This window comes from Acinetobacter sp. TUM15071, from assembly GCF_008980925.1.
GTDB lineage: Bacteria > Pseudomonadota > Gammaproteobacteria > Pseudomonadales > Moraxellaceae > Acinetobacter > Acinetobacter dispersus.
This window is the reverse complement of record NZ_BKGB01000032.1, coordinates 1-17,719: the sequence shown is the minus strand read 5'-3', so window position 1 is coordinate 17,719 and position 17,719 is coordinate 1. Positions and strand designations below refer to the sequence as shown.

The 17,719-nt window shown below is 42.5% G+C and carries 18 protein-coding genes and 1 rRNA gene; 12 read left to right on the top strand and 7 right to left on the bottom strand.

Going from position 1 to position 17,719, the window contains the following annotated elements; translation table 11 throughout:
- The 6 genes from rrf to GBI66_RS18990 form a co-directional block, all read left to right on the top strand.
- Positions 1–106, top strand: a 5S ribosomal RNA gene (rrf, locus tag GBI66_RS19015); the annotation flags it as partial.
- Between the two features lie 102 nt (positions 107–208).
- Positions 209–601, top strand: coding sequence for a DUF2007 domain-containing protein (locus GBI66_RS19010; RefSeq protein WP_005193264.1), 393 nt, complete (start codon positions 209–211; stop codon positions 599–601).
- A gap of 83 nt (positions 602–684) precedes the next feature.
- Positions 685–1,080 carry a hypothetical protein gene (locus tag GBI66_RS19005; RefSeq protein WP_005193261.1) on the top strand — a complete coding sequence of 132 codons (396 nt, stop codon included), beginning with the start codon at positions 685–687 and terminating at the stop codon, positions 1,078–1,080.
- A gap of 66 nt (positions 1,081–1,146) precedes the next feature.
- The gene (locus tag GBI66_RS19000) at positions 1,147–1,494 is read left to right on the top strand and encodes a GFA family protein (RefSeq protein ID WP_005193258.1); all 348 of its coding nucleotides are present in this window, start codon (positions 1,147–1,149) and stop codon (positions 1,492–1,494) included.
- Positions 1,495–1,516: 22 nt separating this feature from the next.
- Positions 1,517–2,080, top strand: a complete 564-nt coding sequence (locus GBI66_RS18995) for a DUF4256 domain-containing protein (protein ID WP_151717168.1) — start codon at positions 1,517–1,519, stop codon at positions 2,078–2,080.
- 134 nt (positions 2,081–2,214) lie between these two features.
- A complete protein-coding gene (locus tag GBI66_RS18990; protein WP_151717167.1) occupies positions 2,215–3,378 on the top strand; it encodes an acyl-CoA dehydrogenase family protein in 1,164 nt (387 codons plus the stop codon).
- Positions 3,379–3,438: 60 nt separating this feature from the next.
- Here GBI66_RS18990 and GBI66_RS18985 read toward each other — a convergent pair whose 3' ends face one another.
- The 4 genes from GBI66_RS18985 to GBI66_RS18970 form a co-directional block, all read right to left on the bottom strand.
- The gene (locus GBI66_RS18985; protein ID WP_151717166.1) at positions 3,439–4,176 is read right to left on the bottom strand and encodes a hypothetical protein; all 738 of its coding nucleotides are present in this window, start codon (positions 4,174–4,176) and stop codon (positions 3,439–3,441) included.
- A gap of 17 nt (positions 4,177–4,193) precedes the next feature.
- On the bottom strand, positions 4,194–4,811 hold the full coding sequence (locus GBI66_RS18980; RefSeq protein ID WP_151717165.1) for a hypothetical protein: 618 nt from the start codon (positions 4,809–4,811) through the stop codon (positions 4,194–4,196).
- Between the two features lie 119 nt (positions 4,812–4,930).
- Positions 4,931–5,440 (bottom strand): GNAT family N-acetyltransferase, encoded by a 510-nt coding sequence (locus GBI66_RS18975; protein WP_151717164.1) that lies wholly within the window; start codon positions 5,438–5,440, stop codon positions 4,931–4,933.
- Positions 5,437–6,036 carry a TetR/AcrR family transcriptional regulator gene (locus tag GBI66_RS18970; protein WP_151717163.1) on the bottom strand — a complete coding sequence of 200 codons (600 nt, stop codon included), beginning with the start codon at positions 6,034–6,036 and terminating at the stop codon, positions 5,437–5,439. Before GBI66_RS18970 ends, GBI66_RS18975 begins: the two co-directional genes overlap by 4 nt.
- A gap of 195 nt (positions 6,037–6,231) precedes the next feature.
- On the opposite strand from GBI66_RS18970, the gene GBI66_RS18965 reads away from it, so the two are divergent.
- The 6 genes from GBI66_RS18965 to GBI66_RS18940 all read left to right on the top strand — a co-directional run bounded on the left by GBI66_RS18965 (position 6,232) and on the right by GBI66_RS18940 (position 14,709).
- Entirely contained in the window at positions 6,232–8,040 is a 1,809-nt protein-coding gene (locus GBI66_RS18965) for an acyclic terpene utilization AtuA family protein (protein ID WP_151717162.1), read from the top strand.
- Positions 8,041–8,050: 10 nt separating this feature from the next.
- A complete protein-coding gene (locus tag GBI66_RS18960; protein ID WP_151717161.1) occupies positions 8,051–8,932 on the top strand; it encodes an SDR family oxidoreductase in 882 nt (293 codons plus the stop codon).
- Positions 8,933–8,934: 2 nt separating this feature from the next.
- Positions 8,935–10,548 carry an acyl-CoA carboxylase subunit beta gene (locus GBI66_RS18955; protein WP_151717160.1) on the top strand — a complete coding sequence of 538 codons (1,614 nt, stop codon included), beginning with the start codon at positions 8,935–8,937 and terminating at the stop codon, positions 10,546–10,548.
- 109 nt (positions 10,549–10,657) lie between these two features.
- On the top strand, positions 10,658–11,818 hold the full coding sequence (locus GBI66_RS18950; protein WP_151717159.1) for an acyl-CoA dehydrogenase family protein: 1,161 nt from the start codon (positions 10,658–10,660) through the stop codon (positions 11,816–11,818).
- A 10-nt stretch (positions 11,819–11,828) separates the two neighbouring features.
- Positions 11,829–12,659: an enoyl-CoA hydratase/isomerase family protein gene (locus GBI66_RS18945; RefSeq protein ID WP_151717158.1), complete on the top strand. Its 831-nt coding sequence runs from the start codon at positions 11,829–11,831 to the stop codon at positions 12,657–12,659.
- Positions 12,660–12,750: 91 nt separating this feature from the next.
- Positions 12,751–14,709 (top strand): acetyl/propionyl/methylcrotonyl-CoA carboxylase subunit alpha, encoded by a 1,959-nt coding sequence (locus GBI66_RS18940; RefSeq protein WP_151717157.1) that lies wholly within the window; start codon positions 12,751–12,753, stop codon positions 14,707–14,709.
- A 30-nt stretch (positions 14,710–14,739) separates the two neighbouring features.
- On the opposite strand, the gene GBI66_RS18935 is transcribed toward GBI66_RS18940, so the two are convergent.
- The 3 genes from GBI66_RS18935 to GBI66_RS18925 form a co-directional block, all read right to left on the bottom strand.
- The gene (locus GBI66_RS18935) at positions 14,740–15,213 is read right to left on the bottom strand and encodes a hypothetical protein (protein WP_151717169.1); all 474 of its coding nucleotides are present in this window, start codon (positions 15,211–15,213) and stop codon (positions 14,740–14,742) included.
- A 116-nt stretch (positions 15,214–15,329) separates the two neighbouring features.
- A complete protein-coding gene (locus tag GBI66_RS18930; protein ID WP_151717156.1) occupies positions 15,330–16,259 on the bottom strand; it encodes a lipase secretion chaperone in 930 nt (309 codons plus the stop codon).
- Positions 16,260–16,271: 12 nt separating this feature from the next.
- Positions 16,272–17,615, bottom strand: a complete 1,344-nt coding sequence (locus tag GBI66_RS18925) for a sphingomyelin phosphodiesterase (RefSeq protein WP_151717155.1) — start codon at positions 17,613–17,615, stop codon at positions 16,272–16,274.
- Positions 17,616–17,719: the final 104 nt, after the last annotated feature.

Here is a 17,719-nt window from a genome sequence, read left to right as displayed (position 1 = left end):
AATAGCAAGAGTGAACCACCTGATCCCTTCCCGAACTCAGAAGTGAAACCTCTTAGCGCTGATGGTAGTGTGGCACTTGCCATGTGAGAGTAAGTCATCGCCAGCTTTTAAATATCAAACACCCCCTCCGCTTACGCAGAGGGGGTGTTTTTTATTGTGGGGAATTTTATATACTGGATCTTTATTTAGGATTTAAGGGCTTTCTGATATGACTTGGATCGTTGTGCAAAGCTTTTCTTTTCCCTATGAAGCTCAGATTGCTAAAACGCAATTGGAAGCAGCTGAAATTCCAGCACGTATTGAAAATGAACATACCATTAATATGGATTGGCTTTACTCCAATGCTTTAGGTGGTGTGCGATTATTAGTGCCTGAAAGCTATGCAGAAGAGGCTAAGGCATTACTTGCTCAAGATTTTAGTCAAGAATTAGAACAACAGTTTGGATTAAGCGAAAGCTGTCCTAATTGTGGCAGTATTGATATACAACCTTATACAGAAGGTAAACGCCCCGCTTATGTGGTTTTTCTATTGTTGGGTTTTCCGCTCTTTTCTTATAAAAATGGAATGAAGTGTCGGCAGTGCCAACATTTTTGGATTTAATGCCGTATAGCAAATCAGCAAAAAGTTTTAAATCATCAATGATCTTTATATGCTCAAATTAAAACAAAAAGAGTATTTAAATAATGAAGATTGCCAAGCATATTTTATGGATAGACTGTACTGCGGCTGCATCTGCTGGGCTGATTGTATTGCTTGCTACACAATGGTTAAGTCAACTCTATCATTTACCTAAGGAGATTATTGTTTTCGTAGGTTGTGCGAATCTCTTATACGCAAGTTATTCATTTATATTAGCTAATTATAAAAAACGCTCAATATTTCTCATCAACATCTTGGTAATTGCAAATAGCATCTGGGTTTTGGTTTGTATGTTTATACTTTGGCGATTCTGGCAACAAATGACAGTCTTTGCAGTACTTCATATTGCTGGAGAAGCTATCTTTGTTGGTACTTTGGCTCGATTGGAATATCAATGGCGACATCAACTTACATTTTCTTATCACCAAAGAAATAACTAAATTAAGTGGACATCATTTAAATAGCTTTGTCTAATAGGGGAGAACATAATAAAAAAGGAAAATAAGATGGAATATCAAGGAAGTTGTCATTGTGGAAAAATCACTTTTGTTGCACAAGGGGATTTGACTGAAGCAATGTCGTGTAACTGCTCGATTTGCCAAAGAAAAGGTTCTTTATTGTGGTTCTTACCGACAGATAAAGTTGATATCTCAGTTCAAGAAGATGTTTTAACTCGTTACCAATTTAATAAGCATGTGATCGACCATCATTTTTGTAAGATCTGTGGTATTCATCCTTATGCAACAGGCACTGATCCGCAAGGGAATCAGATGTATGCCATTAATATAAGATGTATCGAAGATTTAGATTTGGAAAGCGTCAAAATCAATCATTTTGATGGCCGTTCGGTTTAACACTCAAATTCAGAGAATAAAAATGACCAAGAAAAAGCAATTGAATGCTGAACAGACGATCATGTTGTTCGAGATATTAAAAAAGCGTTTTGAAACCAATATGCATCGGCATCAAGGTGTGAATTGGGTAGATATCGAAGATAAATTGAAACAGAAACCTGAAAAGCTATGGGTACTGAATCAAATGGAAGAGACCAGCGGGGAGCCAGATATCGTTTCACTTGATTCTAAACCAAGTGAGATCATCTTTTATGATTGTGCCGTAGAAACACCAAAAGGGCGTAGGAGTCTTTGTTATGATCGCGCTGCTTTGGATGCACGTAAAGAACATAAGCCCGAAAATAATGCGGTCGATGTGGCCGAAGCCATGGGAATTGAATTGCTCACAGAGGAACAATATAAACAATTACAGTCGGTTGAACATTTTGATTTAAAAACCTCGAGTTGGGTCAAAACACCCGAGGATGTAAGAGCTTTAGGTGGCGCAATTTTCTGTGATAGTCGTTATGGTCGGGTTTTTACTTATCACAATGGCGCTCAATCTTATTATGCGACCCGTGGGTTTCGTGGTCGATTAAAAATATAGTTTTGTGATTCGATTATCCTTTGACATGTTTTTTTTAATCTTTAATTTTGCCAAGCGCTTGCTTGGTTTTTCTGGTTTTGCTACTTTAGTGCTCATTCAATAAACAATGATCAATAATTGCTAGGAAGCAGAATATGCACCTTAATCCTTTGTACTATAACGAGCAGCATCTTGAATTTGCCAAGAGTATTCGACGTTTTGTTGAAAAAGAAATTTCGCCTTTTATCAATGAATGGGATGAAAGTGAAACCTTTCCGCGAGAGCTCTATAAAAAAGCCGCAGAAATTGGTTTGTTGGGACTCGGGTTTGAAGAGCAGTATGGAGGAATAGCGGGAACAGATGCATTTTATACCTTGTTATCTTCGATTGAGTTAGCAAAATGTGCTTCGGGTGGCTTAGCTGCTTCTTTACTGTCGCATACCATTGGTGCGCCACCAATTCAGCACTTTGCCAACGAAGAGGTTAAAGCTCAAGTGCTGCCTCAGATTTTGTCAGGTGAAAAAATCTCGGCATTGGCGATTACTGAACCAGGTGGTGGTTCAGATGTGGCTTCGCTCAAAACTAAAGCTATACGTGAGGGTGATTATTTTCTGGTAAGTGGTGAAAAAACCTTTATCACTTCAGGGATGCGAGCTGATTATTATTCAGTGGCAGTGCGTACTGATCCGAATGCGAAAGGAGCAAATGGTATTTCAATGCTTCTCATCGATGCGCATAGTGCAGGGATTAGTAAAACTAAACTGGATAAGATGGGATGGTGGGCATCCGATACGGCACATTTGCATTTTGACAATGTCAAAGTGCCTGCTAGCCATTTATTGGGTCCAGAAAATATGGGCTTTCTGGTGATTATGAATAACTTCAACATGGAGCGTTTTTTCCTTGCTGCCAGTAGTTATGGCTTTGCTTTGACTTGCTATGAAGAGGCGTTGGATTGGGCGCAGCAACGTCAAACTTTTGGTAAACGGTTGGTTGATCATCAGGTGATGCGTCATAAACTGGTAGATATGGCTACGCGACTGACCGCAACACGTGCTTTACTCGAGGATACTGCTTATCGTTTAGGTAAGCCTGAATTGCAGGGCAGTGAACTGATTGCTCAGATTTGTATGCTGAAGAATGTTGCTACTCAAACCATGCAATTCTGTGCCGATACTGCGGTACAAACACTCGGGGGCATGGGCTTTATGCGGGGTACTAAGTCTGAACGTATTTATCGTGAAGTGAAGGTCAATATGATTGGTGGTGGTGCAGAAGAAATTATGAAGGATTTAATTAGTAAACAATTGGGTTATTAAACTCATTTCATACTTGATTAAAAGTGCGGTTAAAACACCGCACTTTTTCATTTTTGAAATTTATTCTAGTTCAGCTAATTCTTCTAAAGAAATTTGACGGATTTCAAAGATGGGTTGTTTTAGAAATGAATTCAGTGCTTTGATATCAATAAATCTTATGCTGTCTAATGCAATACCTTCGATACTATCTTTTTCAGCATCATAGCGAATATCTGAAGTCTGTTCGATAAACTGTTTCAATAATAATGGACTATCACTTAACTCTGAAAGTGGTTTGTTCATCAAGGCTTCGAACTCATAGTCCATCGCATAAATATTGGATTCCCAAGATACATCACTAAAATTCTCATCTTGACTAGAGATAATGCTGCCAGTCTCATAGCCAGAGAAATAGTCTTCTTCTGAGTTGATCCAAAGTACATAGCAAGGTTGTGTCGCATCGATTTCTAAGAGTTGATACCAGACAATACCTGAAATTTGGGCAAATTCGAAAGCATCATCTTCATTCAGTTTCGGAATTTCACCATCTTCGATATCAAACTTTTTGCCTGTTTTTTCTAATACCAAAGCTTCAAGTTTTTCGTAGATTTCATCATCTACTTCGCCATTGCCGATGTCATAGTTACAGAGTTCATCATAATATAAGCCCTCAACAACTAAGGTTTTATAGGCCTTTTCTGCTTCAACTTTATCTGTATAAATCTGTTTGATTGCCCCGGTTGAAACGCAGTTGGTCAGATGCCATTCGTCATTATAGGCAAAGTCATTTTGACGAATCACGTATTGGATATTGCTCATTTTTATTTCCCCTTAAGTTAAGCAATTTTAGTTTTTAATTCTTGCAGCTTAGCTGCACTAGGCGGCACAGCCATGCCATTGTCCATCCAGAGTTCAAAACGCATCGGGTTGAAAAAGAAATCGGGACGAATATCAAAATCAATCAATCTGGCTTCACCTTTCCCCATCATGGGAAGAATGGTATTGATAAACCAACTATTGTGGGTGATCAGTAACGACTTTAATTGTCCTGTCACCGATAAGGGAGAGAGTAGTGTTGCTGATAGTTTTGGGTCGTCAATCACATCAGCGTGGAATTTCTCTAGGCGTTTTGCTAACCCATCTGTAGGGATATCCTGCATCGCTGCAACAAAATCACCTAAAGTTGGAATAAAGCGGTGATGGAAATCAACCAATAGGTGATCTTTTTCACACAGGTCTTTCACCTCAATGCTTTTACCTGCACTATTTTCGAAGTGATGTCCAAAGATCGGAATAATAACTTCCTGAACACCCCAAAAGGTATGCAATATACGATGGCGATTGTCGGTACACAACATTTTGGTGCTGTCGATTAGTGCATGAATATCAATATAATCTTCAAGCTCGCCCCCACGACGTTTCACCGAAATATTGGCATGTTGTACTGGATTCATTTTTACGAATTCTTATAATCGTTTGATGCTTAAGAACAATAGCAGCTTTCTGATACAGCGAACATAGATAAATAGGCGTGAGCGATAAGCTGTGTCGTGCTTAAATTGGAATCAATTTTTTAGAATGCTTGATATTTTTTATCAGTCCAATTCGAATTTAAAATTGCCCAACGTTCATGATCTTTCCATTCTTTTCCACCGACGCGTAGATACTGGCGGGATAAGCCTTCTTTTATAAAACCTGCATTTGATACAAGGCGAATAGAGGGCAAATTATCTGGTTGGATATTGGCTTCTAGTCGATGCAGATTCAGTGTTTGAAATGCTTCTTTTAAAACCAGTTGTAGTCCTTGTCGCATATAGCCATGTCCTGCATAAGGATAAAAAGCTTCATAACCCAAGTAAGCAGAATGAAAGTGACCTCGAATAATATTGGAGATATTAAAGGTGCCAACAATGGGATGATTTTCTTTCAAGCAGACAAAGTAACGATGTTCTTGTTCGAGATATTGTTGAAAGTCTGTTGGTGGATAAGTCCATGGTTGATGGAGCTGGATACTATTTTGGTAGGCAAGTTTGATTTCAGCTAAATCGCTGAGTTGAGGCTTACGCAAATAGATAGCACTCATTTAATCGCCATTTCCCAAACCATTTCAGTCAGTTCATCAATTTTGACTTTACCTTCGGGTCTGTACCACGTCACCGTCCAAGAAATCGAACCACCGAGTAAACGACGCCAGATAAAGGCATCGTGTTTCACTTTGCCCTGAGCACGTAATTTTTCAATCACGTCTAACCAAACTTGCTCATATTCATTACGCATTTTTAGAAGGTAGTCTTGCTTCTCTTTAGAAAGCGCAAACCATTCATGTACCAGTACTGCCATCGCTGCACCTGTATCACCTGCAATGGAAAGTAATTCAGCTTTGATGAGATGACGTAATTGTTGTTCAGGATCAGTTGAGCGTTCAGAGGCTTCTTTTAAACGGGCGAAGTTATAGATAATGGTTTGTTCCATCACTGTCGCCAGAATTTCATCTTTACTTTTAAAGTGATGAAATAAGCTGCCCGATTGAATGCCAATAAATTCACCGAGTTGACGAACCGTAGTTTTGTCATAACCTTGCTTATAAAACAGATAGGCAGCACCTTGCAGTAAACGTCCACGTGGACTGTCATCAAAACAAACAATTTTGGGTATTTGCTCAATTGAGGTTGCGATCATGCCTATCCGTCTATCCCGTTTAATCCAAAGTGTATTGTAACAAAATTCATTTGATGCATTGTCTTATCTTTTTATAACAAGTATTTGCTTGAGTTTGTCTATTTTTGCCAATACAGCATAGCATTATGCACTTTACAAACCAAGCACTTGCTTGGTAATGTTAAGGCGTTTTTAGCAATAACAATGAGAAAGCGCATGACAAGTGTCAAACAGGATGACCAGAGGGTAGTCAAAATTGGGTGTGCATCAGGCTTCTGGGGCGATACCAACACTGCTGCATTTCAGTTGGTGCATCTGAGTGATATTGATTATTTGGTCTTTGATTATCTGTCAGAAATCACCATGTCGATTATGGCCAAGGCGATGATGATGGATCCAAATCATGGTTATGCACTGGATTTTGTCAGTCGAGTGATGTCCCCCCTGATCAATAAAATTGCTGAGAAAAAAATAAAAGTGATTAGCAATGCAGGTGGGGTAAACCCACTGGCTTGCCGTGATGCCCTACAGAAAATCATTGATGAAAAGGGCTTAAATTTAAAAGTTGCAGTGGTGTTGGGTGATGATGTATTGCCGAAGCATGCTGAATTACTCAACCAAAATGTGCGAGAAATGTTTAATGGCGATGCCTTGCCTGCACATGTTGCCAGTAGTAATGCCTACCTCGGTGCTGTTGCGATTCGCGATGCCTTGGACTTAGGTGCTGATATTGTGATTACTGGCCGTGTGGTCGATTCAGCGGTTGTGCTTGCTCCATTATTACATGAGTACAAATGGTCACTGGATGATTATGACAAGCTGGCACAAGGTTCATTGGCAGGGCATGTGATTGAATGCGGTGCGCAATGTACTGGTGGTAATTTTACCGATTGGCGTCTCGTACAAGGCTTTGACAACATGGGCTTTCCAATCGTAGAAGTCAGCGCCGATGCTTCATTTATCGTGACCAAACCGAAAGGGACAGGTGGCCTCGTTTCAACTGCAACCGTTGCAGAGCAGATTGTTTATGAAATTGGCAATCCGCAAGCCTATCTTTTACCTGATGTGAGTGCTGATTTTAGCCAAGTCCATTTAGAGCAGGTGGGCGAACATCGAGTCAAGGTGATAGGTGCAACAGGGCGTGCGCCAACTCAGCAATATAAAGTGAGTGCTACCTATGCCGATGGTTATCGTGTCTTGGTCAGTTTCTTAATTGCAGGTCGTGAAGCACCAGAAAAAGCCCAAGTGATTGCAGATGCCATTATCAACAAATGTGAACGCGTTTTGGCATTGCGTTCAGTCCCACCGTTTAGTGAAAAGTCTGTTGAGATTCTCGGGGTTGAAAGTACTTATGGTACACATGCCCGAGTCAAAGACAGCCGTGAAGTAGTGGTTAAAATCGCGGTCAAGCATTTATTTAAAGAAGCTTGTATGTTCTTTGCTTCTGAAATTGCCCAAGCTTCAACAGGTATGGCACCTGCATTGGCAGGAATTGTCGGAGGCCGTCCTAAAGCATCGGCAGTGGTGAAATTATTTTCATTTTTGATTGATAAAGATCAATTAAAGGTAGACGTCGATTTTGCTGGACAGCGTTATCCCGTTCAAATCCCCGTCGGACAAGCTTCACATGACTATGTGCAGCATCCCGTTGGTGACGTGGCCGTATATCAAGGCGGTGAAATTGAAGTACCTTTAGTTGAAGTTGCACATGCACGTAGTGGCGATAAGGGCAATCATAGCAATATTGGGGTGATTGCACGTCAAGCTGAATATTTACCGTGGATTCGTGCGGCACTGACTGAGGCCAATGTTGCAGCGTATATGCAGCATGTTTTAGATACTGAAAAATCAAAAGTGATTCGTTATGAATTACCAGAGATGCATGCGCTGAATTTTATGTTGGAAAATGCATTGGGCGGTGGTGGGATTGCCAGCTTACGGATTGATCCACAAGGTAAGGCTTTTGCACAGCAATTATTAGATATGCCAGTGAAAGTGCCTGCACAACTGTTAGAAAAATATTAAGGATATAAACATGAGTTATCAATCAATTTTCAGGGCAGATGCATTTGCTGACAAAGTGATTATCGTGACAGGTGGTGGTTCTGGTATTGGCCGTTGTACTGCACATGAGTTGGCTTCTTTAGGCGCACAAGTGGTCATCACAGGCCGTAAAGTTGAAAAACTAGAAAAAGTCAGCCAAGAAATTCTGGAAGATGGCGGCAAAGTCCATTTCATCGTTTGTGATAACCGTGATGAAGAGCAAGTCAAAAATATGATTGCTGAAGTCATTGAAAAATTCGGCAAACTCGATGGTTTAGTGAATAACGCGGGGGGACAATTTCCTTCTGCATTAGAGAATATTTCTGCCAATGGTTTTGATGCCGTGGTCCGTAATAACCTGCATTCAACCTTTTACTTGATGCGTGAAGCTTATAACCAGTGGATGGCAAAGCATGGTGGGAGCATTGTTAATATGACTGCCGATATGTGGGGTGGTATGCCGGGTATGGGTCATTCAGGTGCAGCGCGTTCAGGTGTTGATAACCTCACTAAAACTGCTTCAGTAGAATGGGGGAAATCTGGGGTACGTGTTAATGCAGTTGCACCGGGCTGGATTATTTCTTCGGGGATGGACAACTATAGTGGTGATTTTGCCAAAGTGATTATTCCAAGTCTGGCGAGTAATGTCCCGTTAAAACGTATGGGTACAGAGTCAGAAATTTCCTCAGCGATTTGTTATCTACTTTCCGATGCCGCTGCTTTTATCTCGGGGGTAACACTGCGTATTGATGGGGCCGCTTCACAAGGCACTCGTATGTATCCATTGGCAGATGCGACTAACAATGAAGCCTTTAATGGTTTCCATCGTGCGTTTATTCCTGACATTTTCAAAAATGGCACTGATGGAGAATAAAGATGACTATTCTTCAATCTGAAATTGCAGTAGGTAGTGAGCAATATGAGCAAAATCGAGAGGCGTTATTAACGCAGTTGGCTGAAGTGCGTGTGGTGCAGCAAAAAAGCATCGATAAATCTTATGCGGCAAAACCCAAGTTTGATAAGAAAGGCAAAATTTTGCCCCATGAGCGTATTCGACTGTTATTAGATGCAGATTCACCTTTTGTGGAGCTATGTGGTCTGGTGGGCTACAACATGCATGATGACAAAGATGGTTCCGAAGCAGGCGGTGGTGTGATTGCAGGCATCGGTTTTGTCAGTGGTGTACGTGCGCTAGTTTCTGCCAGTAACAGTGCGATCAAAGGCGGCACCATGTCACCAATGGGGGTACATAAAACCCTGCGTCTGCAAAAGATCGCCTTAGAACAAAAGTTGCCGATGGTGACATTGACGGAAAGTGGTGGCGCAAACTTGAACTATGCTGCGGAAGTATTTACCTATGGCGGTATGACTTTTGCCAATCAGGCACGTTTATCCGCAGCAGGGATTCCACAAGTTGCGGTGGTGCATGGCAACGCAACTGCGGGTGGTGCTTATCAACCCGGTTTGTCTGATTATGTGATTGCAGTGCGCAAACAAACAGAAATGTTGTTGGCAGGCCCACCATTGTTATTGGCTGCAACAGGCGAAGTGGCGACTGCGGAAGAACTGGGTGGGGCAGAAATGCATACCCAAGTCTCAGGTGTGGCGGAATATTTAGCTGAAAATGATGCCGATGGTATTCGCTTAGCCCGTGAGATTTTCGAGCATCTGAATTGGAAAGAGCAAACTGTGCAATCCAATCAGAATTATAAAGAGCCACGTTATGTTGCTGAAGAGCTGTTAGGTATTGTTCCACAAGATCCAAAGCAACCTTTTGATATGAAGGAAATCATTGCGCGGATCATTGATGATTCAGACTTTCTGGAATTCAAGCAGGAATATGATGCTTTAACCGTATGCGGTTGGGCCAAAGTGGGTGGACTACATATCGGCATTATTACCAATAATGGTCCGATTACGCCTCAAGGTGCGGCGAAAGCAGCTCAGTTTATTCATCTGTGTGAGCAGACCCAACGGCCACTTTTATTCCTGCATAACACCACCGGTTTTATGGTGGGAACCGATGCAGAGCAGAACGGGATTATTAAACATGGTTCCAAGCTGATCCAAGCGGTTGCCAATGCAACCGTACCCAAGATTTCGATCGTGGTTGCGGGTTCTTATGGGGCAGGCAACTATGCGATGTGTGGACGCAGTTTATCGCCACAATTTATCTTTGCATGGCCAAATTCGCATGTGGCAGTAATGGGCGCGGCACAAGCAGGTAAGGTATTGCGTATCGTGGCTGAGGGTAAACAGAAAGCATCAGGAATGGAACCGAATCCGCAGATGCTGGATTTCTTGGAACAAAGTACAGCAATGAAATTGGAACAGCAATCGACGGCTTTATTCAATACCGCAATGTTGCATGATGATGGCATCATCGACCCAAGAGATACCCGTAAAGTATTGATATTTTTGTTACAAACCATTTATGAGGCACAACAACGTGAACTAAATCCAACACGATTTGGTGTGTCGAGATTTTAATTTTTAACACCCTCATCCTAGCCTTCTCCCTGAGGGAGAAGGGATTTCCTCGCCCTTTTGGGGAGAGGGTTAGGGAGAGGGGGAAAATAATTTTTAAGGAACAAAAACAATGAAATTTACCGCAGAACATGATGCTTTACGCCGTACCACACGCCAGTTTGTTGAAAATGAATTAAACCCATTTATCCCAGAGTGGGAAGAAGCGGGCCGTTTTCCGATTCATGACGTATTCAAGAAAATGGGGGATTTAGGTTTATTGGGGATTTGCAAGCCAGAGGAAAATGGTGGTTTAGGGCTCGACTATTCTTATAACCTTGTGGTAGCAGAAGAATTAGGTCGTGCAGCCTGTGGTGGTGTACCCCTCGCGATTGGTGTACAAACCGATATGGCAACGCCAGCACTGGCACGTTTTGGCAGCAAAGAGTTGCGAGATGAATTTTTAAACCCTGCCATTCGAGGTGAATATGTCGCATCGATTGCGGTATCTGAAGTGCATGCAGGTTCTGACGTGGCAGCCATCAAAACGACTGCAAAAAAAGATGGCGATGACTATGTGATTAATGGCAGCAAGATGTGGATCACCAACTCATTACAAGCCGATTTTTTCTGTTTGCTTGCAAATACCTCTGATGACAAACCACATGTCAATAAATCCATGATTATTGTTCCTGCTAAGACAGCTGGGATTAGCTTTTCAGAACCCTTAAATAAACTGGGTATGCGCTCAACTACCACGGCACAAGTGTATTTCGACAATGTACGTGTACCACAACGTAACTTGGTTGGGGTGGAAGGCATGGGCTTCATGATGCAAATGATGCAGTTCCAAGAGGAGCGTATGTGGGCCTGTATCAATGCGGTGGGGGGCATGGAAAAAGTCATTCAGCAAACCATTGACTACACTAGAGAACGAACCACTTTTGGTCAGCCTTTAATTAATAATCAGTATGTACATTTTCGTTTTGCTGAACTGATGACAGAAGTCGCTGCATTAAAAGCCTTAACACTTCAAGCCTGTGAACAGCATATTGCAGGTGAAGATGTCACTTTAATGGCTTCAATGGCGAAGCTGAAAGCAGGACGCTTAAGTCGTGAAGTGGCAGATAGTTGCCTGCAATATTGGGGTGGTAATGGCTTTATGTGGGACAACCCTGCATCACAACTGTTCCGTGACGGTCGTTTAGGTTCGATTGGCGGTGGCGCAGATGAAATTATGCTCGGAATCATTTGTAAGCTCACCGATATTTTGCCGAAGAAACAGAAAAAATAGGAGCAGAAGCATGACAGTTGCAACTTCTCTTGCAGGCTTAGCGTTAGATGACAGCATTCGGTTAGAGCAGCAAGGTGGCATTTTAACGCTATGGCTAAATCGTCCTGAAAGTCGTAATGCCATGAGTTTAAAGATGGTCACAGCCATTCAACAAGTGTTTAGCCAGATTGCCGATGATGTATCCATTCGCGCTGTGATTTTACGCGGTCAAGGTAGGCATTTCTGTGCAGGCGGCGATATCAAGGATATGGCGGGATTACGCATTGAAGCTGCCAATAGCGGTAGCTTACAGCCTTATGTGGATTTTAACCGTCGTTTTGGTGCCATGATTGAACAAGTGGATCAAGCACCGCAAACCGTTGTGGTGGTTTTGGAAGGTGCCGTACTCGGTGGTGGTTTTGGTCTGGCTTGTGTTTCAGATATTGCCATCAGCCGTGATACCGCTCAGTTCGGCCTACCTGAGACAGGTCTAGGTATTTTACCTGCACAGATTGCGCCTTTTGTGGTGAAGCGGATTGGTCTGACCCAAGCCCGTCGTTTGGCGTTATTAGGTTTACGTTTTAATGGCAAGACGGCTGTAGATTTAGGTGTTGTTCATCAAGTTGCACAAGATGATGTTGAATTAGAGCAACAGCTTACAGAGATAATTCAGCAGGTTAAACGTGCTGCACCATTGGCTTCCCGTAACACCAAAGCTTTATTGCATCGGACACTGAATGAGCCTTTAGAGCAGCTTTTGGATGATGCGGCACAACAGTTTGCTCAGGCAGTCGGTGGCGCAGAAGGACAAGAAGGCACCATGGCTTTTATTCAAAAACGTAATCCAAATTGGTTTGACTAAAATCTCCCCCAAACCCTCTTTATTAATAAACAAGAGGGACTTCCGCCGTTAAAAGGCGGATTGAGAGGGATTTCATAATAGAGATAAAACAATGAGTTTTTCAAAAGTCTTAGTGGCAAACCGTGGTGAAATTGCTGTTCGTGTGATGCAAACAGCTAAAGCAATGGGCTATCAAACGGTTGCTGTCTATTCAGATGCAGATGCCAATGCCCGTCATGTCCAGCTGGCGGATGAAGCGGTTTATATCGGTGCATCTAAAGTTTCCGAATCTTATTTGTCCATTGCCAATATTATTGAAGCCTGCAAAAAGACAGGTGCGGATGCGGTACATCCTGGTTATGGATTTTTGTCTGAAAATACTGATTTTGCTCAGGCTTGTCTTGATCATGGCATCACTTTTATTGGGCCAACCGCTGCCGCAATCGAGCTGATGGGCAGTAAACGCCTTTCTAAAATTGCCATGATCCAAGCAGGCGTACCTTGTGTGCCTGGTTATGAAGGTGATCAGCAAGGCCTTGATTATCTAGCACAACAAGCTGAGAAGATTGGCTATCCTTTAATGGTCAAAGCCTCAGCAGGTGGTGGTGGGCGCGGCATGCGTCTGGTCCAACACGCTGCTGATGTATTGGAAGCATTAAAAACAGCACGTTCGGAAGCAGAAAATGCTTTTGGTTCGGGTGAGTTGATCTTAGAAAAAGCGGTGATTGCCCCAAGGCATGTTGAGATTCAGGTGTTTGGGGATACGCATGGCAATTATGTGTATTTATTTGAACGGGACTGTTCGATTCAACGCCGTCATCAAAAGGTGGTCGAAGAAGCGCCCTGTCCAGTGATGACACCTGAACTACGCCAAAAAATGGGTGAAGCAGCTGTTGCAGCAGCACAGGCGTGTGATTATGTCGGGGCAGGCACGGTCGAGTTTCTGCTTGATCAATCGGGTGAATTCTATTTCTTGGAAATGAATACGCGTTTACAAGTCGAACATCCAGTCACAGAAATGGTCACAGGTTTGGATTTGGTGGAATGGCAATTGCGTGTTGCCAATGGCGAAACCTTGCCCTTACAACAACATGAGTTGACCTTAAACGGACATGCGATCGAAGTTCGTTTATATGCAGAAGATCCACGTCAGGACTTCCTGCCACAAACAGGTAAAGTATTGCGTTGGCAAGCGGCGGGTGCTGATGGTAGCTTACCCAATGTCCGCATTGATCATGGCATGTTGGAGCATGGTGAAATCAGCCCATTCTATGATCCAATGGTGGCAAAAGTGATTGCCTACGGCAAGACCCGTCAGGATGCAATTCGCCTGCTTGCCAAAGCGGTTGATGATTGCGTATTACTGGGTGTGAATAGCAATAAGCAGTTTCTTGTCAATTTGTTGCGCCATCCGATCATTGTGGCGGGAGATACCAATACAGCATTTATTCAACAACACTTCCAAGATGATATTAGCCTGCATCAACAAGCTTTGCCGCTTGAAACTTTAGCCGTTGCAGCAGCACTGTTTACCCAGAAGAATAAGCAGCAAGTGGCTTGGCAAACGGGTGTCGGTATGCCGTTTCCACTGAAACTGAAATATGCCGATCAGCAGATCTTGCTGCACGTACAAAATGATCAGCAGCAGGTCAAAGTTGAGTTCTGTGATCAACAAGCGACAATCAAGATTGTAAGCATCAGTGATGTGCAGATTGTTTATAGCTGTGACGGTGTTCGACGTAAACTCGTCTATGTCTTTGATCAGGATCAACTATATTTGGATGCAGCTAATGGTAATGTGCTGATTGAAAATACTACCTATGCAGCACCAGAAGCGGCTGAGGTGGTGGGTGATGGTAAAATTCGTGCACCAATGGATGGGGCGATTGTGAGTTTGCTGGTCAATGTCGGAGATTCAGTAACAAAAGGACAAACCCTATTGGTGCTTGAGGCGATGAAGATTCAGCAGCAAATCAAATCCGATGTCGATGGTGTTGTCGAGGAGTTGATTGGTCAAGTCGGGCAACAAGTGAAAAAACGTCAATTATTGTTGAACCTCAGCACGACTTGAGCGTAATCAAATAGAGCAAAAAGCGAGGTGTTATGCCTCGCTTTTTAATAAGTGTAATACAGCATCTAAAGAATGCTCTGAATTTCTTTGTAATTCTTGTGTTGCAAATTCAGCCAAGGCTTGTTCATGCGCTAACAAATAGTGGAGAAAGTCTTGTGTGTTGGCATCTGCATGTTGCTGCATCCGCTCAAAAGTTAGCATAAACGGCTGTGTACCTTGCTTAAGTAAATGCATGGCCAGTTTCCACGGCAGTTTAGCCATCGCAATCCCTGCTGCTTTGGCCTGTAACTTAACATGCAAACGAATCGTCGCTGTTTGACCTTGTTGGATTAAGAACTGCTGTAACTTGCGTAGGGTTTGGGTTTCCAGTTTGGCCAGCGTTTGCCATTTTTGTTGTTGCTCAATCGAGTGTGCATGTTTGGCTGCATTTAAAAAGATGAGTTCACCCAATATTTCTGATTCAAGTGCAGTGTTAAGGTCTTGTTGATATTGTGGATAATGCATTCCTTTGATTTCCATGAATAACAATCGATGGGTTAATCTATTATAAATAGCATAAAAAATATTCAAGACAAGCACTTAACCATCTATAGTTGTCATATAGATGGTTCTAAGCAAAATTAAGGAAACATTTTCAAACGTAAACTTTCTAAACGGCTTTGATATTGCTTTTGCCATTCTTCATTTGGAAGTTGTGCTTTTAACGGTTCCATCTCTTGTTGTAACTGCTGCACAGCCTGCTGATATTGACCAACTTGTTGCTGTTGTTGAGCTTCACGTTGTTCACGCTGCTGTACGTCTTGGCGTTGCTGCTCAGTTAGATAGCGCTGTTGTAACATCTGTTTTAAGCGTTGTGTTTCAGCAGGGCTATGTTGTCCTTGATTGATTAAACCGAGTGCTTGTTCATAAAGCCCCATTTTATTTTCTTGTTGAGTTGCATCAGGATACTGTTTTTGCAGCTCCTCAAAGGCTTTTAAACGTTGTTCTGCACTGAGTTTCTGATTCTGTGCCAAATCATTGTAGGCAAAACGATAATCTGCATACTGACGCTCTTGCCCAAAGCCCAGCATCGCTTCGGCTTGCCCCAAGGTTTTTTCTCTCAGTTTCCACAAAGCATCAAAGCGTTCTTTTGGCGATAACGACGTTGATAACACGGTATTTTGCATCTGCTGTTCATATTGCGGTATGCGTTTTAATAAGCTCTCAACCAAATGTGCAAAGTTTTGATCTGGGTAATTGGCTAAAGCTTTTGCTAAAGCTGCATTACAGTCAGTGACAGGGCAGTTGGCTTTAAAATCATTGAGAAACTCGGTGATGTTTCCAGGTTGCTGTTGTAACAGTTTTAATTGCTGCAATAGTGAGTCTTGAAAAACTTCATCCTTGGTTTTGTTTGGCATACTTTCATCGCTCATCTGTGCTGATGAATCTTGAGATGATGCTGTGGATTTGGTGTGCTGGATTGCAGCGGAAGAGGCTGTGCTCTTCCAAACTACAATCCCGACCAAGACCACGACAACAATAAGCATTGTCAGCAATAGTCTTTTATTCATACCGAATTCCGTTTATGGGCCGTAATTAAATTGTCCCATCACAGGGAAATGATCAGAAAGATCCCACGTCATATACAGCGGGTCAGCTGTAGTACGTAAGATGCGAACATCATTACGAGACTGAGTCGGTTGACGGTGATTGTTTGAGGCTACGACATAATCCAGATATTCCACTGTTGCACCGCCTGAACCAGCAGCCCCAGCCAACTTATTCACGCGTGGGTCAAAGGTAGATTCAGTATAACCAGTACTTGGTGCTGCGGTCGCATTCAGATTGGTCAACATGTCTTGATAATCTTGCGGCCATAACAGTTTATTCACATTGAAGTCACCGCCCATGAGTACCGCATCAAAACTTGGAATATTTTGTTGATTCACTAATTGGCGAATCTGCTTGAACTGGGTCTGGCGTAATGCGCGTGCCGCATCGGTATCAAAAGATGCGGTATGGGTTGATGTCACATGGTAAGCCTTACCATTCTTAATGATTTCCGCATACAACACGCCTTTATCCGCAAAACAATCAGTTCCTGTACAATCTGGATAAATCAATTGTGCTGTTTTGACGATTGGATAGCGACTTACAATCACCAAACCACTATCAAATAAGTTATAGCCAGAACCGACTGGAATATGGGTTTGATATGGATACTGTTGTGCCAGCTGATTCAGCATGCCTGTACGTGATGAAGCAAAGGCTTCTTGCATCATAATCACATCGTAACCGTTTAAATGGTTCGGTAATTCAGCCAAGCGTTCGCTGATTTTACTCGCCACCATTGGCAGGGCATAAATATTATAAGTTAGTACCTTTAACTCATCGGCACTGGCTGAAACAGGCTCTTGAACCGTGTTTTGATGAATGGTGTAGTGGAAATCATCATAACCGCCTGTGTACTCCGCTTTCACTGCTGCTTGTGCTGATAAACCAGCATAAGTTGTGCTAATACGATGTACATCACGATCTGAATACCATGGTGACGTTGTGGTCGCCGTTTGAATCCCGTGTTTAATATTACTGCCCGACCAAGTTCCCGTCATGGTTTGCTTTAGGGTTACTTGTGAATTACCACTGCTGAGAACGGTATCAAAGTTATAGGTTTTACCAGATTTGATCCCGGTATAACGGTTGATACGTAGTACCCGTTTGGTCTCGTACGGTGCAAGTTGAGTCGCTTCCTGCGCCCATTCATTGCCTTGCTGTAAGCTTGCCCCAGTTTGATTGACTTGTATTGATACCGTTTGTGGCGTGGTATTGGTCACAAACACGTAGGAATCAGCCAAGGTCTGTTGGGTGGAAAAACCACTGATTAAGAGCGCGACCCCTGCGCCTAGTTTTAAGCTCTTCAGCTTCATTTTTATCTCTCCATAGTGCTTAATAATGTTCGAACAAATACAATCTTTCATTGTTGAAATTATTCATTTATGAAAATTTTATGATGGTTATTTGTTCGAAAATT

What these genes read in the sequence shown, in the direction of transcription:
- GBI66_RS19010 (WP_005193264.1), top strand. Translation starts at nt 209, where the DNA reads ATGACTTGGATCGTTGTGCAAAGCTTTTCTTTTCCCTATGAAGCTCAG.
- GBI66_RS19005 (WP_005193261.1), top strand. Translation starts at nt 685, where the DNA reads ATGAAGATTGCCAAGCATATTTTATGGATAGACTGTACTGCGGCTGCA.
- GBI66_RS19000 (WP_005193258.1), top strand. Translation starts at nt 1,147, where the DNA reads ATGGAATATCAAGGAAGTTGTCATTGTGGAAAAATCACTTTTGTTGCA.
- GBI66_RS18995 (WP_151717168.1), top strand. Translation starts at nt 1,517, where the DNA reads ATGACCAAGAAAAAGCAATTGAATGCTGAACAGACGATCATGTTGTTC.
- GBI66_RS18990 (WP_151717167.1), top strand. Translation starts at nt 2,215, where the DNA reads ATGCACCTTAATCCTTTGTACTATAACGAGCAGCATCTTGAATTTGCC.
- GBI66_RS18985 (WP_151717166.1), bottom strand. Translation starts at nt 4,176, where the DNA reads ATGAGCAATATCCAATACGTGATTCGTCAAAATGACTTTGCCTATAAT.
- GBI66_RS18980 (WP_151717165.1), bottom strand. Translation starts at nt 4,811, where the DNA reads ATGAATCCAGTACAACATGCCAATATTTCGGTGAAACGTCGTGGGGGC.
- GBI66_RS18975 (WP_151717164.1), bottom strand. Translation starts at nt 5,440, where the DNA reads ATGAGTGCTATCTATTTGCGTAAGCCTCAACTCAGCGATTTAGCTGAA.
- GBI66_RS18970 (WP_151717163.1), bottom strand. Translation starts at nt 6,036, where the DNA reads ATGATCGCAACCTCAATTGAGCAAATACCCAAAATTGTTTGTTTTGAT.
- GBI66_RS18965 (WP_151717162.1), top strand. Translation starts at nt 6,232, where the DNA reads ATGACAAGTGTCAAACAGGATGACCAGAGGGTAGTCAAAATTGGGTGT.
- GBI66_RS18960 (WP_151717161.1), top strand. Translation starts at nt 8,051, where the DNA reads ATGAGTTATCAATCAATTTTCAGGGCAGATGCATTTGCTGACAAAGTG.
- GBI66_RS18955 (WP_151717160.1), top strand. Translation starts at nt 8,935, where the DNA reads ATGACTATTCTTCAATCTGAAATTGCAGTAGGTAGTGAGCAATATGAG.
- GBI66_RS18950 (WP_151717159.1), top strand. Translation starts at nt 10,658, where the DNA reads ATGAAATTTACCGCAGAACATGATGCTTTACGCCGTACCACACGCCAG.
- GBI66_RS18945 (WP_151717158.1), top strand. Translation starts at nt 11,829, where the DNA reads ATGACAGTTGCAACTTCTCTTGCAGGCTTAGCGTTAGATGACAGCATT.
- GBI66_RS18940 (WP_151717157.1), top strand. Translation starts at nt 12,751, where the DNA reads ATGAGTTTTTCAAAAGTCTTAGTGGCAAACCGTGGTGAAATTGCTGTT.
- GBI66_RS18935 (WP_151717169.1), bottom strand. Translation starts at nt 15,213, where the DNA reads ATGCATTATCCACAATATCAACAAGACCTTAACACTGCACTTGAATCA.
- GBI66_RS18930 (WP_151717156.1), bottom strand. Translation starts at nt 16,259, where the DNA reads ATGAATAAAAGACTATTGCTGACAATGCTTATTGTTGTCGTGGTCTTG.
- GBI66_RS18925 (WP_151717155.1), bottom strand. Translation starts at nt 17,615, where the DNA reads ATGAAGCTGAAGAGCTTAAAACTAGGCGCAGGGGTCGCGCTCTTAATC.